Here is a 15,836-nt window from a genome sequence, read left to right on the forward strand (position 1 = left end):
CCCAAAAGGAGATAACCAATGCATTCGGCATTATGGGTAAGTAAGACAGGTATGGCAGCGCAGGACACGAAGATGACTGCCATTTCCAACAACTTAGCAAACGTAAACACCGTCGGCTTTAAGCGCGACCGCGTTGTATTTGAAGACTTGTTCTACAGCATTCAGCGTCAACCTGGTGCACAGGTGGATCAGGTAAACGAGCTACCTAGCGGTGTTCAACTGGGTAGTGGTGTGCGCGTTGTCGGCACGCAAAAAGTGTTCACGCAAGGTAACACACAAAACACGACTCAAGACCTAGATCTAGCGGTAATGGGGCAAGGCTTCTTCCAGATTGAAAACTCTGACGGTCAGATTATGTACACGCGTAATGGTCAGTTCCACATCAACTCAGAAGGTTTGATGGTGAACAGTCAAGGTCTACCGCTTGAGCCACAAATTCAAATTCCTGACAACGCGACCTCTTTCTCGGTTGGCGTAGATGGCACAGTGACAACAACAACGGCAGACGATCCAACACCTCAGCAGCTTGGTCAAATCACACTAGCAAAATTCATCAACCCAGCTGGCCTTGAAGCCGTTGGCGGTAACTTGTTCCGCGAGACGGAAGCAAGTGGCCCTGCCGATGAGCTGATTGCTGGCGCAGATGGTGCAGGCAGCATCAAGCAAGGCGCGCTAGAAGGCTCTAACGTGCAAGTCGTGGAAGAAATGGTCGACATGATCACGACTCAACGTGCTTACGAGATGAATGCCAAAGTCGTATCAGCAGCAGATGACATGCTGAAGTTTGTCTCGCAATCGATGTAATGATGAAGTTGGTGATGATGAAGGAAAAAGCAATGAAATGGCTTTCTAAGAGTTGGGCAGTAGCCGTCGTGTTGCTGGTGGGATGTGCCGGACGTCAGGAGTTTATTCCGCCTCAGCCAAATGCTGAGGAGTATGCGCCGCCGAAGTTGGATTACACCTTACCAGACGCTCAATCTGGTAGCCTTTATCGTCACCAATACACGATGACTCTGTTCCAAGATCGTCGTGCGTACCGAGTCGGTGATGTGTTAACCGTGGTGCTTTCTGAAGAGACTTCTTCAAGTAAAAAAGCCGGAACCAAATTTGGTAAGAGCTCAGCGGTGAACTTTGCTGCGCCAACCATCGGCACTAAAAAGTTTGATGAACTTGGTGTGAGCATTGACGGCAGCCGAAATTTCGATGGCAGTGCGTCTAGCTCACAAGGCAACAAGCTCCAAGGTGCTATCACGGTCACGGTGCATGACGTGTTGCCAAATGGCGTATTGCGCATCAGTGGCGAAAAGTGGCTGCGCCTAAATCAAGGTGATGAATTTATCCGTTTGACGGGCATTGTTCGCGTCGATGACATCACTCGCAATAACCAAGTTTCTTCTCAACGAATTGCGGATGCTCGCATCACTTACGCTGGTCGTGGCGCGTTGGCAGACAGCAACGCTGCTGGGTGGCTGACTCAGTTCTTTAACAGCCCATGGGTACCATTCTAATGAAGCCAATCAATACCTTTTTTTCGTCTTTCCTACTGGCATTGACCTTAGGGCTTCCTGCGACTTCACAGGCTGAAGTGGAAATTCCTATTATGGATTTGGTGGATGTTCGAGGCATCCGCGAAAACCAATTAGTCGGTTACGGTTTGGTGGTTGGTCTTGCCGGCCAAGGTGACCGCAACCAAGTAAAATTTACCTCACAATCCATCACCAACATGTTGCGCCAATTTGGTGTTCAGATTGATGACAGCATGGACCCTAAACTGCGTAACGTAGCATCGGTAAGCGTGACGGCATCGGTAGACCCTATGGCAGGACCGGGCCAAACCTTAGATGTGGTCGTATCATCCATTGGTGATGCGAAAAGCTTGCGCGGCGGTACGCTGCTTCTTACGCCGCTACGCGGTATCGATGGTGAAGTGTATGCCATCGCACAAGGTAGCGTTGTTGTGGGCGGTTTATCTGCTGAAGGTAAAAGTGGTTCGAAAGTCGAAGTGAATACGCCAACAGCGGGTCGTGTGCCGAATGGTGCAACGTTAGAGCGCGAAATCAAAACAGACTTCAACCAGCGCGATGAAATCACGTTAAACCTGCGCAAACCAAGTTTCACTACTGCAAAAAACATCGCACGTGAAATCAATAATACGTTTGGTCCGAACGTGGCTGTTGCCATCAACAAAGCACGCGTGGATATGCGAGCGCCGAAAGACACGCAACAACGCGTGATCATGATGTCGATGCTGGAAGAGATGAGCGTAGTGGAAGGTCGTAAGCCTGCACGTATCGTCTTCAACTCCCGTACTGGCACTGTGGTGATTGGCAAGAATGTCAAAGTTGGCGAAGCGGCAGTAAGCCACGGCAACTTGACGGTGCGAATTTCAGAATCAGAAAAAGTCAGCCAGCCGAATGCGTTTGCTGATGGTGAGACAAAAGTCGTGAATCAAACGGATATTGATGTAAACGAAGAGCTCGCTCAAATGGTGATTTGGCCTCCGGGTACAGAGCTCAATACCATTGTCGATGCAGTCAACAGCTTAGGCGCAACCCCAACCGATTTAATGTCGATTCTTCAGGCACTAAATGAAGCGGGCGCGTTGAATGCTGAACTGGTCGTGATTTAAGGAGTGAACGATGAAACTAGACGGTAGCAGCGATCAAGCTCAATTGAACTCAATGCTTTATCACGACAACAGTGCGTTGGCGAACATCAAGCACAGTCGTGATCAAGAAGGCGCGCTCGAAATGGTGGCGGGTCAGTTTGAAGCTATGTTCTTACAACTGGTGCTGCGTCAAATGCGCAGCAGCAGCGACGTGTTAGCGGACAAAGACAGCCCATTTTCAAGCAAGCAACAAGGCGTTTTTCGCGACATGTACGATGGTCAGTTGGCGATGGAGTTAGCGAAAAAGCAAAGCTCTGGCATCGCTAATATGCTGATTCAGCAGCTGAGTCCTTCAATGCGCGAAGTGGCCTTCGATTCGGCGCGCAATGTGTCTTCTGCAAATGACGGTAAACCGGTCGATTCTGAATCGATATCACAGCTTGAACTCGAAGAAATTACCGACCCATTTAACTCAACGGCTCAAGCGGTCGCCTCAGTTAAACAAGTGCTTGGAGAAGCCGGTATGACGACCGCTTTTTCTCAGCCGCTGATCAGGAAAATGGAGCTGTAAATGAACCTAGTTAATATCGCCCTCTCAGGTTTAAACGCAAACCGCGTTGCACTTGACGTGACGGCGCAAAACGTTGCGAACGTCAACACGCCAGGATACAGCCGTCAACAAGCGTTGATGGCGACAGTTGGTGATGGTAAGTCCAACCGCTTAAGTTCTGGCATGGGTGTGGAAGTGACCAGCATCCGCCGTGTAACTGATCAGTTCTTGGTTAAACAAACTTGGTCTACCAATAGTTTGGCGGCTTACGCGGCTGGTTACACCAGCAACATGAGCCAACTAGAAAACACCTTGGGTGCAGACGGATTTAGTATCTCTGCTGGCTTAGATTCGCTTAACGCCGCGCTTAACGACGCGACAGTGAAGCCAGAATCGATGCCTTACCGCCAGCAAATCATCAATGAATCAGAAGCGTTGGCTCGACGCTTCAACACACTAACTCAGTCTTTGCACAACCAACATAAAGACATGAACGATCAGCGCACTGCTGCGCTGACTCATGCAAACAGTCTGATGTCGAACATCGCTCACGTGAACAAGCAAATCGTTGAAATGCAAGGTACAGGCGGTAACCCTGCTCAATTGATGGACACGCGTGAAAAGCTGATCGGTGAGCTGTCACAAGTGATCGAAGTGAAAACAACCGATCAACCGGATGGCAGCATGCAGGTGACGTTGGTTTCTGGTCAGCCGTTAGTCATGGGTTCGGACTTTGGTCAACTGTCTGCGATTCCTGATCCAAGCGATCCGTATCTTGCGGATCTGCACGTGAATTTTGCTAATCAAAGCTTCGCTATTGGCGATTCGGTCGGGGGTAAGTTGGGTGCCATTAACGATTACCAAACCGACGTTCTAAAGCCAAACCAAGTGGCGCTTGATGACATGGCCAAAGCTCTGGCAGATGAGTACAACGCGGTACTTGCTACAGGTAAAGACTTGAAAGGCAATGCTGGCAAACCACTGTTTAATTACGACCCTGATAACCCAGCGGCAAGTTTAACCATCACAGATTTGAGCGCGGAAGAATTGGCGTTTTCAAGCGATGGTACACCGGGTAACGCGAATGTTCTTAAATCTCTGATTGATTTGAGTAACAAACCGGTTGCGGTAACGGGTTACGGCTCAGTGAGTTTGAACGATGCCTTTACCTCAATGGTTGGCCAAACGGCGATCAAAGCGCGTCAGGCTGATGCGGATTACCAAGCAAAACTGGCAATGAGCAAGCAAGCGCATACCGCTCGCGACAACGTAAGTGCAGTGAACAGCGATGAAGAAGCCGCGAACTTGATGACGTTTGCTAACGCGCACAATGCCAACATGAAAGTGATCAGTACGGCGAACCAGCTGTTCGACTCTGTATTGCAGTTATTCTAGAGGAAACCCAGATGCGAATCAGTGATAACCAATTCAGCCAAATGATGCTGCAAAGCCTGCAGAGCAACAGCGCAGGCCTTGGGAAAGTACTTCAACAAATGTCGACACGTGAGCGACTGACTAAACTGTCTGATGATCCAATGGCGTCTATCAAGCTGCTTAACTTGGAACGCGAAAACAGCGCGATTGCTCAATACCAAAGCAACATCGCAAACCTGAAAACAACGCTTTCAAGCCAAGAGACACACCTAGACTCCGTGAGCGAAAGTTTGAAAAGCATGCGTGACATTGTTCTTTGGGGCGCGAACGGTTCGTTAACGGATCAAGACCGTAGCGGCATGATCACCGAACTGAAAAGCTACCGTGACTCCATCGAATCGTCTTTCAATGCGCAAGATGAAGAAGGCCACTTTCTGTTCTCGGGCACAAAAACCGATACTGCTGCTCTCAATAAATCAAGTGGCGCTTATGTAGTCGAAGGCAACAGCGATGTTCGTGTGGTGACGGTGGCGAAAGGCGTGACCATGGATTCGAACATGACCGCACAAGAGATCCTAGATATTGGTGGCGGCAAGAACGTTCTTAATCAAATCGACGCTTTGATTGCAGAATTTGAGAAGCCGAGTCCGAATTTTCAAGCCGAAGTGGACGCTAGCCTAAACGCCATCGATGATACGATGGCAAACGTACTAGGCGCGATGACGGAAATCGGTGGTCGCCATAACAACCTAGATTTGATGGATGGCGCACACAGCGAAAACAAGTTGTTTGTCGACAAAGTCTCTGGTGACTTATCTGCATTGGACTACGGTGAAGCTTCGGTACGTTTAAGCAACTACATGGCTGCTCTGCAAGCTACGCAGGCGAGCTACGTGAAGATCAACGATCTTTCATTGTTTGACCGTATTTAAGGTTAGGAAGTTCTTTTATGGTAATGAGTACAGTAGAGGTTAGAGCCCATAGCATACGCTTGGGTGGCCAAGAACAAGCCTCTATCATGCCAACCCGCTCTGCGGATTCAAGCAGTACGATCAAACCGCGTCCAATTCAAGTTCAGGCTGACACCGCGTCAGCCTATTCTGTTTCAGGCATTCAACTGACTCAGGGACAGCAACAAGCAACAGCGGTACAAATTGCTTCAAAATCACTGCAAACCATTGGTAAAGAGCTAACGCACATTAAGCGTGGGTTAACTCAAGCCGTTACGCAAGGCACACAAAATGTGCCGGGGTTGCAAGATACGCTTGTGCGCTCTAAAGCGAACATTCAACGTGTTGTGGAACAAGCGCGTTTTGATGGCCAGAAGGTGATTGATAACGAGTTGAATCTCAAATTGGATAAAGCCGATATTCGTCGCTTCTCTATCCCAGGTTTGAATGTGCATCGTCTCAGTGACCGAGCGGAACAAATTCGTTTGGATTTCCCTCAGGGCCAAGCGGTGATGATTCAGTTTGACGGTCAATCGGACGGCGCACGCACGGTGAAAATGCTCGACCGCAGTTTAATTGCAATGGGCATGCGCGCATCATTGGCTGAAGACGGCACCATTTTGTTTGAAGCGCGCGATAACGCTTATCAACAAATGCAGCAGAAGGTTTTGGTTACGGGCGAAGGGCATCGCTTCCCTGCTGGCCAGCCAAATGTGCTGAACTTGAAATCTGAGCCGGACGGCATTGCTGAGCTGAGTTTTGATTTAGGCTCTCGTGATGGCATCAAACAGACCATCTCGAAAGTCAATCAGCACTTAAGACAAGTGCAAACCAGCTTAGAAGAAGCGAAAGCTTTTCATGGCGAGTTGAACACGCAGATGCGCTCAATCCAAAGCAAAAGTCATCAACTTTCGGTAGATGAAGTGAACGCAAAACTGGATGGTTTTATGGAGACGTCTGGTCAGTTTACCTCGACGTTCCAAGCGTTAAATGCGCAAGCGAATGTTCGCCGTCATACGGTGGTTGCATTGTTGAAATAACGCCGTTTCAAAGAACACTCCAATGATTCCCGGCTTTACATTTTTGCTGCCCCCCAATAACGGCGAAAATGCATTGTCGGGAATCTCTCTTGTCCGCTTATCTTTTTGTGTTGAAGAACGTCGATTATGACTCAGAGGTCTGAGTGACTGAGCGATGCAGTTTTTGAAATAGCCACCCCAAAGCAATAAGTGATGCCCCCAAGCCTAAGAAGCTGATGGCGCGCCAGAACCCGTCCAAAGAGCTTACATCCCACAAGAAGACTTTCAACGCCACAAAGGCCAATATAATTAAGCCGATGCGTTGCATCATCACCGCCTTGTGAGTGACACCGCGCCAAGTTAAAGCGCCACCAACCATTAATCCTGCCACTGAGTAGCTAAACAACTCTGCCATACTGGTCGGTTGAAACAGCGTCATTGACGTGGTTTGCCAGAACTGTCGAATCGACATCCCTAGCCAAATGGCCGCTAATGCAAAGCCAAGACATGCGACCGCTAATCGGTGTACACGCAGCGTATTCCAGCGTCTAATGACCGCAGCAATGAGAATGCACGCTGGCAGAAGCCAACCTAAACTCAGCATGTTGAACACAGGCATGGCTTGTGCCGATACGTTGTTGGTGATGAGTGGCGATTCAACGCTGTTCAGCCATACCGTCAATAGCACGAATGCGCCCCACAATAAGTAGCTATAGGCTTGATAAACAAGGGTGAGCTGCTGAGCAAATTGGCTGCGATAACTGTAAACCAAGCCCATAACCAGTGCTTGATTGGCAAAGACCACGGCACTTGTGAAATCGATGTGCCCCAAATAGCCGTATTGTCCCGTTAACCAGTAGTTGGTTTGGGTGAACAACGCCATTAAGAACACATGCAAAAACGCCCCTTCGAACCAGTTGGTCAGGTCGGAATCTTGTTTCGCTAGCACGCTTCGGGCATAGGCTAAGATAGCCAATGACGGCACGTAACTAAGAATGATCCAAGCCCAATGCCCACTCTCAACCGGCTGCCATTGTGGAATAAATGGCAGCAACGTGAGACGAACCACCAAAATACCCATCACGATTTTGACCGCCCAACTTGCTGGGCGAAAGAACCCGGCTTGGATTTGCAGTGCCATCACCGCGACTTGTATCGAAATGGCAGTGGTGAGCCAAGTGTCGCTTAACCAAACGAAAGCGACGCCAGAAATCAGAGCGTGAACGACCGCTGAACATTCAAGTGCAAGAGAGCGAAGGCGCTGGCTAAGGAACGCATAATAGGCCGCGATGAGCGCGCAGAACAACGTCCAGTACAGGGCGTAACCGTGCATGAATTCGTCAGCATAAAACAACGTGACCAAACCCATCGTTGGTGCTAGCACCAACAAAAGCACGTTGCTGATTTGCGAACGGTCACTCAAAGATTGGCAATAGGTTCTAAAGCCAATCAGCGCAATACTCACCGCAAATGCGAATAGGATGCTGGCTTCTCGCTCTAACATATACAGCGCATCAAACGCGATGGTGAGAACAATCAGCGCGGTTGCCGAGACGAGTATGGATGGCAAAAATACACGTAACGACCAGCCTGTACGCAGTGCTGGTAGCCAGATGATCGCCACAAGCAGCGTATAACAGTACGCCATTTGTAGAGTGTTCAGTTCCGGCATTCTGGTGATAGCAGAAAAGGTCAATAACGCTACTGCAAGAGAGGTCGCGGTTGGTTGATTTGTCCACTTGCTTTGATAGTGGCGAAAACGAGGATTGAGCATCCAACCCATTCTCGGAACCGCGAAAATGAGATACAAAGTGATGGAGAGATAAATCGCGAGCCACGAGAACAGCAGTTCAGTTGGAATACTCTCAATCAACAGCAGCATCCAAATGACATGCGGAACGGCGATGCTTGGCGCAATCCATGCCCGATGCACTTTTTGCATCAATAAGGTCGCCGCGAACGAAATCGCGCAGATGTATCCGGCTAACAAAAAGTAGTTCGGTTCATTACCTCCAATCCAAAGTGGAGCGGTGTAGCCACCGATTAAACCGAGCACCGCCATTAACGGCCCTTGTCGTAATGATAACGCTAAACTGCAAAATGCCGCCGCAGCCAAGATGATCAACGAGACACTTGGCGTCAGCATTTGATAAACCACAAAAGCAAAAATGACGGTGCAGTAAATGCCCGTTAGCCCCGTTCCGGTGACAGCAGCAGGCACATAGGTAAAGCCTTGAGCGCGTGCGGCGCGATCCGGGTTGTTTTGCTCTTTTCGATGGAACCACTCGCCAGCGAGTACCATAAGTAACGAGAGTGAAAAGGCAAAAGAAACACGCATAAGTGGCGAAAACTCAATATGGCTGCCAATCACTTGCACCAGATAGCCGCCACCGATCAACATGGCTAATGCGCCAACCCAAACTAGCCAGTTCTCTTGGAAGTTAGCAATGAGTTTTTGCGCGTGCTTCTGGATTAGTGGGTCTTCTTGCTGAGTAAACGTCGCCAACTGAACTTGTGTTTGCTGGCTTTGGTTGAGTTCGGTTTGCTCTTGCTCACTATGGTGCTGCTGAGTTGCAATGTATGAAGGCTCAAATTCAGGCTCGATATTGCTTGGAGCGCTTAACGCCGAGTCGCCAGAATCTGAACGCATCGAAGAGGCCGCCCCAAGGCTGGATTCCGATGTATCAGGCTCTGGTTGGGAGGCTTCGAGTTTCGAATCGCGACGCGTGCTGACGCGAAGAGAGGCAACTTCTTTCTGTAATTTCGACAGTTCTTTTTCCAGCAACGATATCCGACTGGCGGCTTTCAAACCGATCAATATGGCAAAAAAAGCCGTGATCAGCGCAAGTGTCGTAAACAATCCATTTCTCCCTATCCTTGGTCGTTTGTCTCACACGATAGATGATTCTTAACTTTGAGCACGTACACTAAAGCTTAGTTCATGCTCTATGCCTGAGCGTTTTATGATGCTAGGTTCCGCGTGAAATTTTGTACCCACTTTACCTTGCTCTGAGGGGAACTGCGAGAATGACGCAAGTCTTGATGCAGTTTCTGGACGACTTTTCGGCACACATCGCCGCTAAGTCACTGGGTATAAACTATATTCATAATTCTAAGGGTCAACGCATCCTAGCGCTGTGACGCTAAAACAACGATAAAAATAGGTGACGATAGATGCAAGTGGGTAATGAAGCGCTGTTGCTGTCAGCGGTAGGGGTCATTGGTTTGGGCTGTCAGTGGTTAGCTTGGCGGCTGCGCTTGCCAGCCATTTTGTTTTTGCTGTTGGCAGGCCTCATCGTCGGGCCATTTATGCAATGGCTCAAACCCGATGAAATTTTGGGAAATTTGCTCTTTCCGTTGGTCTCATTAGCGGTGGCAGTCATTTTATTTGAAGGCAGTTTGACCTTAAATTTTAAAGAAATTCGTGGCGTGAGTGGGTCGGTATGGAGCATTGTTTCCATCGGGGCGATCATCTCGTGGGCGGCAACCAGTGTTGCAACACACTATTTCCTTGGTTTTACATGGGAGCTCGCCATGTTGTTTGGTAGCTTAACCGTCGTCACGGGGCCGACAGTTATCGTGCCGCTGCTTCGGACGGTAAGGCCTAACAGTACACTTGCCAATATTTTGCGCTGGGAAGGGATCTTAATCGACCCTCTTGGTGCGCTGTTTGTGGTGATGGTGTATGAGTTTATCGTGTCGCACAGCGCCGTAAACAGCATGGAAGTCTTTGGCACCATCATTGCCGTAGGTGTCATTTTAGGTGTGGCGTCTGGTGCAGCCGTGGCGACGGTATTGCGTCGAGCGTGGTTGCCGGAATACTTGCAGCCTTTTGCGGTTTTAATGGTAGTACTAGGCGTATTTTCGGTCTCTAACCACATCGAATCAGAAGCGGGGTTATTAACCGTTACCGTGATGGGTATGTGGCTTGCCAACGCGAAAGACATCAACATTCAGCAAATTCTGCACTTTAAAGAACACTTGACCATTTTGCTGATCACCGGTTTGTTCATCTTCCTTGCGGCTCGAATCAGCTTGGATGATTTTGCAGCGCTGGGCAGTGGTGCGTTGCTGCTGTTTGTCTTTATGCAGTTGGTGTCGCGCCCGTTATCGATTTTTCTTTCTACGATGCGCAGCAACTTGAACCTTAAAGACAAGCTCTTTTTGTCTTGGGTTGCACCACGCGGTATTGTTGCTGCGTCGATTTCTTCTCTGTTTGCGATTAAGTTGACCGAATACGGAGTCGATGGAGCAAGCTTACTGGTGCCAATGACCTTTATGGTGATCATCGGTACGGTGGTATTACAAAGTGCCACTGCTCGCCCTATGGCGATTGCGTTGGGGGTCGCTGAACCTGCGCCGAGAGGCTTCCTACTTATTGGGGCGAACCGAGTCGCACGTGAAATTGGCCAAGCGTTAGCGCGTTATGATCGACGTGTATTGATGACGGACTCAAACTGGGAGTACATCAGCCAAGTTCGTATGATGGGCCTGGATTATTATTACGGTAACCCGATTTCTAGCCATGCGGATGACAACCTGAACATGATTGGCATTGGTCAAGTGGTCGCACTCACGCCAGATCAACACTTCAACATCATGGCTTGTATGCAATTTGTCGACGAGTTTGGCGAAGATAAAGTGCATTGTCTGCAAAAAGTGAAGACGAATGGAAACGGCAGTGAAAAGCACTCTGTTGCTCAGGAGTATCACGGCAAGCTGTTGATGGGGGGCAATGTTAGTTACACCCAGCTAGCGAGCCTGTTAAGCCGAGGTGCGGAAATCAAGCACACCAAACTGAGTGAGAACTTCACTTACCAAGATTATTTGGAACATCACAAAACCAATTTGGTGATCCCGCTGTTTAATGTCGAAGACAAAGGCAAAATCCAATTCTGTGATGATCCGGATCAGTTTGCGCCAAGTACGACAAGTACCATTGTGTCGCTAATTCTGCCTGAAAGCGCACAATAGAACGCAAAACATCTATTTCACCGCCTTTAAGTTGGCATCCTATCCGTTTGTTATCCAAGCTTAGGGAGTAACTCGCCGTTATCGTTTTAAACGAGAGGGGGGGGGTTCTCTTCCTATAATTTCAGAGTAAATAACGATTCATTGCTGGTTTCGGAAATGCAATGCGCCTATTTCAGAAAATTCGCATTGACGTTACTGATAAGGATGGCAATACTGCGCGACTGTTTTACTTTAGGGTGACATTATGGCTCCGCAAACTAACCGAAAAGACTTACATTTAGACGCTGTTTTACATCATGACATGAGCATGAAAAAGAAAACGGCGGGTTTTGAGTTTGTCGAGTTTGAACATTGTGCGCTGCCAGAATGTGACTTCAACACTATCGATTTATCGACTGAGTTTCTTGGCCATCGATTGGCGCTGCCGTTTTTGATCAGCTCCATGACGGGGGGAGCGAGAGACGCCGAAACGATCAACTGCCGCTTAGCTGAAGCCGCAAGCGAGTTAGGTATCGCGATGGGTGTGGGCTCTCAGCGGATCAGCTTAGAAGAAAGCCAGCACTCTGGCTTGGGTAAAACCATCCGTGAACTCGCGAAAGGTGTGCCGCTGTACTCAAACTTAGGAGCTGCTCAACTGCGTGACAAAGGCAAATTGGATAACGCGCAACGTGCGGTTGAGGCGATTCAAGCAGATGCCTTGTTTGTGCACGTTAATCCGATGCAAGAAGCGTTTCAGAAAAACGGCGATCACAATTGGATTGGTGTATTGCACGCTATTGAGCAACTAAAGCCGCGCGTTAACGTTCCTATCATCATCAAAGAAGTAGGTTTTGGTATAAGCGGTGACGTGGCGCAGCGACTGGTTGATGCTGGCGTGGACGCAATTGACGTCGCGGGCGCTGGTGGCACAAGTTGGAGTGCGGTTGAAGGGTATTGCCAAGACAACCCTCACATGCAGCGCGCAGCAGAGCTTTTCCGTGATTGGGGTATTCCGACGGCAACGTGTTTGGCGCAAATACGTGCGCAGCATCCTAAATTGCCTTTGATCGCCTCTGGTGGTATCCACAATGGACTTGAGGCGGCGAAAGCGATTCATTTAGGCGCGAACCTCGTAGGTCAAGCTGGTGCAGTATTGAAAGCTGCGACCATCAGCACGCAGTTGGTGGTCGATCATTTTGAACAAATGGCGTTAGAGCTGCGTTTGGCCTGCTTTGGTACTGGATCGGCGAAGGTGAACGCGTTAACTAAAGCACGTCGTCTGTAAGACCAGATATGGTGTGATTATCACAGCGTCGCTCAATAAATTTTCGGTGTCTTAACACGTAGACTGATAATTTCGTTATAGTTGATACAAAAGTCACTTTGATGAACAACGCTTGTTGAAGTGATGGGTATTTAATTGTTTGCAACTGGAACCTGAATTTATGAAAAAACTAGTCATGCTGATGTTAGCTGTGTCTGCTTTAACTGCTTGTAGCGATGAAGTGGGCACCGAAGGCTGGTGTAACGACATGCGCGATAAGCCAAAAACAGAATGGACAGCAGACAATGCCGTCGATTTTGCAAAGCACTGTGTTCTTCAAGATGGTGTTGGCAGTGAGCAATGGTGTGAGAGCTTGAAAGACAAGCCAAAAGGTGACTGGACAGCAAACGAAGCAACCAGCTTTACTAAGCACTGCATTTTCTAAGCACTGAACTTGCTTAACACGATGTCTCTTATGAAGAGCGATGGCGTGGTTAAATAAAATATTAAGAAAACACCAAGCATCTTGCTTGGTGTTTTTGTATCCGAAAAGCTCATTTTACTTTTCTCTGATCGTCTTTCTGTTTTCCTACCTTTTGGCGTTAGGATGAATGAGCTTTAGGACTCATGCTTCTCGCCGTCGCGTTAGAAATGAACTTTTATCGCGTTGTGGTTTTTACATTTTCGTTTCATTTTTGAAAACCTGCGTTACCCGTCTTTAATTTGTCGTCTTGTGGTGGCATGGTGACGAGACCATCACCAACCTCACGTAGGTTCATAATAAAAAAGGGACTCAAATGGAAGTACTCAAAGGCTCATGTCTGTGTGGCAAGGTAAGACTCGAAGTGGCGGATGAATTCAAATACATGGGCAATTGCCATTGCTCTGAATGTCGAAAATTTACTGGCTCTGACTATTCATCGGCGGGCGGCATTGCTCTAGATAAGTTGCTCATTATCCAAGGGAAAGAGGATATTCAAACTTATCAGAAAAGTGAAAATACCGAGCTATGTTTTTGTCGCCATTGCGGCTCAAGTTTATATTCGAAAAAGAATAACGGAATCGTCAATATTCGCTTAGGTGTGTTGGACGATGCCCCATCTCACAAACCAAGCTTTCATATTTTCGTGGCGTCAAAAGCGCCGTGGTTAGAAATAACCGACAACCTGACCCAGTTTAAAGCAGGGCCAAAACTTTAGAGAAAATCCGTTGTTATCGCGGGGCGAGTATCAACGCCTCGCGGATTAAAATTCCACTGCACACGAACGCATTTTCTGAACTCTTCAGACTTCTACTTCGCTTGTCATGTTCATTCTCAAAATGACAAAAAACACCCTTATCATCATAACTCTTTGTTAGATAAATAATTTAATTTAGGCACCATAATTGCTCCTTCTTGCATATGACCAACGTCCGGTTAAAGAAGGGGAACATTATGAGAACAGGGAAACTAATCGCGCTTTCTGGCTGCTGCTTATCATTTTCAGCCAGTGCGCTTATGACCAGCGACTTTACCTTTGAATCTGGTAGTGACAGTTCAAATTATTCAGCTAAAGGTAAACCCGTTAATACCTATTCGGTCGCAGAAACCTTGCCGCAAGATGTGCTTAGTAACGTTTACTCCATGTTGCCAGAGGGCACACTCGTCAACAGCGCCTTTATTGCGCCAGAACGTTATTCCAGCATTGATATCGATGAAGAGTTGAATGGCGCGGAGTTTGCAACCGCAAAAGTCACCTTTTTGAATGAAGGGGCTGGGTATCGAAATACGCTCGGTTATTTTGTTTTTGATACCAATAACCCGCCGACCAATAAAGATGAAATCGCAGCGCATGTGATCATTTTCCCTAATACATCGAAAGCGCCAGATGGCGAGATGGAAGAAGGTGACACTATCGACCTGAATGTGCAGCTCACTGCTGGTCAAACGCTCGCGTTCTTCATTATTCCGAATGGTTGGGGCTGGTCTGGCTCATACAATAACATTGCCAGCCTTGGCAGTTGGGGCACGCCATTTTACAGCTATTCCAATCTAAACCCAGAGTCGACTTCAGAAAATCGTCGTCATAACGTGGCTTTTATCGATACGCAAAACGAGTTCTTAGTGCTGGGTTTTGAAGATATTTATCGCCCTGATGGCGACAATGATTTCAATGACTTGCTGTTTACTGTCGAAGTGAGCCCATTCACCGCCATTGATGGCGTCAACACTGATGGTTCGACGGATTCGAAATACGAGCCATTGGTGCAAGAAAACAACCCAGAAGTGACGGTAACTTCGGTTTATCCAAGCTCAGATACGTACGCGACGATGGCGTTTGAAGATCGCTGGCCGCTAATGGGCGACTACGATTTCAACGATGTGGTGTGGCGTTATCGCGTTACCGAACTGCTAAATGGTCAGCGTGAAATCAAAAACATTACATTCGATTACACCTTACAGGCGATGGGAGCTGGGTTCTCCAACGGTTTTGCGGTTCATCTACCAAATGTTAACCCTGCCAATATTGCGTCGACCGTGTTGACTCGAAATGGCGAACCCGTCACTCATCAAGTGGTGCAATCTGGCGGTGAGGCGGTGCTTGTGGTCTCAGAAAACTTGCGCAAAGACTTAGAAGCATTGGGTGAGTTAGACAGCAATTGTACTTTTTATCGCACTCAAACCGCGTGTGTGAGTCAGCAAACGTCAGATGTTCTGAATTATCAGCTCACCGTTGAGCTATCGACGCCTGTTTCACGTGAGCAAGTTGGCTATCCGCCTTACGATTCATTCATCTTTGCTTCGAAAGACTCGTATCACGGAGACTTTACTGCCACGCCTCCGGGCATGAGTTGGCAAACGCACTTCAAGTCCTTTGCGGGAACCAGTGAGATGAATAACTCTTTTTTCAACCTGCATGATGATAACTCCGGCGGCGCTGAGTCATTCTTGACGAACAACAACATGCCGTGGGCGATCAACATTCGTGACGAGTGGGATCATCCGATTGAAAACGTCGACATCAGTAAAGCGTATCCCGATTTTCCAACTTGGGTAACCAGCAGTGGCGAGTCAGAAACAACGTGGTACCAAGCCTCAACCGCTAACAAAGTAATTCCTGCAACTCAGCAGTAAGGA

Annotated in this window: 13 protein-coding genes; 12 read left to right on the top strand and 1 reads right to left on the bottom strand. The window is 48.2% G+C overall.

Annotated features, from left to right (window positions below):
* Nucleotides 1-18: 18 nt before the first annotated feature.
* The 7 genes from flgG to OU793_RS11240 are packed head-to-tail and all read left to right on the top strand — an operon-like array spanning nt 19 to nt 6,522.
* Entirely contained in the window at nt 19-804 is a 786-nt protein-coding gene (gene flgG / locus OU793_RS11210) for a flagellar basal-body rod protein FlgG (RefSeq protein ID WP_005481471.1), read from the top strand.
* A 32-nt stretch (nt 805-836) separates the two neighbouring features.
* Entirely contained in the window at nt 837-1,508 is a 672-nt protein-coding gene (gene flgH, locus OU793_RS11215; RefSeq protein ID WP_011106240.1) for a flagellar basal body L-ring protein FlgH, read from the top strand.
* On the top strand, nt 1,508-2,629 hold the full coding sequence (locus tag OU793_RS11220; RefSeq protein ID WP_005463987.1) for a flagellar basal body P-ring protein FlgI: 1,122 nt from the start codon (nt 1,508-1,510) through the stop codon (nt 2,627-2,629). The genes flgH and OU793_RS11220 overlap by 1 nt, the downstream gene beginning before the upstream one ends.
* A gap of 10 nt (nt 2,630-2,639) precedes the next feature.
* Nucleotides 2,640-3,179: a rod-binding protein gene (locus OU793_RS11225; RefSeq protein WP_005463927.1), complete on the top strand. Its 540-nt coding sequence runs from the start codon at nt 2,640-2,642 to the stop codon at nt 3,177-3,179.
* Entirely contained in the window at nt 3,180-4,553 is a 1,374-nt protein-coding gene (gene flgK, locus OU793_RS11230; protein WP_005483982.1) for a flagellar hook-associated protein FlgK, read from the top strand.
* An 11-nt stretch (nt 4,554-4,564) separates the two neighbouring features.
* A complete protein-coding gene (flgL, locus tag OU793_RS11235) occupies nt 4,565-5,464 on the top strand; it encodes a flagellar hook-associated protein FlgL (protein ID WP_005497981.1) in 900 nt (299 codons plus the stop codon).
* A 17-nt stretch (nt 5,465-5,481) separates the two neighbouring features.
* On the top strand, nt 5,482-6,522 hold the full coding sequence (locus tag OU793_RS11240) for a flagellin (RefSeq protein ID WP_031777765.1): 1,041 nt from the start codon (nt 5,482-5,484) through the stop codon (nt 6,520-6,522).
* Between the two features lie 124 nt (nt 6,523-6,646).
* Here the strand turns inward: OU793_RS11240 and OU793_RS11245 are convergent, their stop codons facing one another.
* Entirely contained in the window at nt 6,647-9,361 is a 2,715-nt protein-coding gene (locus OU793_RS11245) for a DUF2339 domain-containing protein (protein ID WP_159404276.1), read from the bottom strand.
* Nucleotides 9,362-9,675: 314 nt separating this feature from the next.
* On the opposite strand from OU793_RS11245, the gene OU793_RS11250 reads away from it, so the two are divergent.
* The 5 genes from OU793_RS11250 to OU793_RS11270 all read left to right on the top strand — a co-directional run bounded on the left by OU793_RS11250 (nt 9,676) and on the right by OU793_RS11270 (nt 15,833).
* Nucleotides 9,676-11,475, top strand: a complete 1,800-nt coding sequence (locus OU793_RS11250; RefSeq protein WP_159404277.1) for a sodium:proton antiporter — start codon at nt 9,676-9,678, stop codon at nt 11,473-11,475.
* A 244-nt stretch (nt 11,476-11,719) separates the two neighbouring features.
* Nucleotides 11,720-12,739 (top strand): type 2 isopentenyl-diphosphate Delta-isomerase, encoded by a 1,020-nt coding sequence (gene fni, locus OU793_RS11255; protein ID WP_159404278.1) that lies wholly within the window; start codon nt 11,720-11,722, stop codon nt 12,737-12,739.
* Between the two features lie 160 nt (nt 12,740-12,899).
* Nucleotides 12,900-13,163: a DUF3012 domain-containing protein gene (locus tag OU793_RS11260; protein ID WP_005481466.1), complete on the top strand. Its 264-nt coding sequence runs from the start codon at nt 12,900-12,902 to the stop codon at nt 13,161-13,163.
* A gap of 352 nt (nt 13,164-13,515) precedes the next feature.
* The gene (locus OU793_RS11265) at nt 13,516-13,917 is read left to right on the top strand and encodes a GFA family protein (RefSeq protein WP_159404279.1); all 402 of its coding nucleotides are present in this window, start codon (nt 13,516-13,518) and stop codon (nt 13,915-13,917) included.
* Between the two features lie 236 nt (nt 13,918-14,153).
* Nucleotides 14,154-15,833 (top strand): LruC domain-containing protein, encoded by a 1,680-nt coding sequence (locus OU793_RS11270; RefSeq protein WP_025507796.1) that lies wholly within the window; start codon nt 14,154-14,156, stop codon nt 15,831-15,833.
* Nucleotides 15,834-15,836 lie beyond the last annotated feature (3 nt).

The sequence above is a fragment of the Vibrio sp. VP6 genome, from assembly GCF_028823755.1.
Lineage (GTDB): Bacteria > Pseudomonadota > Gammaproteobacteria > Enterobacterales > Vibrionaceae > Vibrio > Vibrio parahaemolyticus.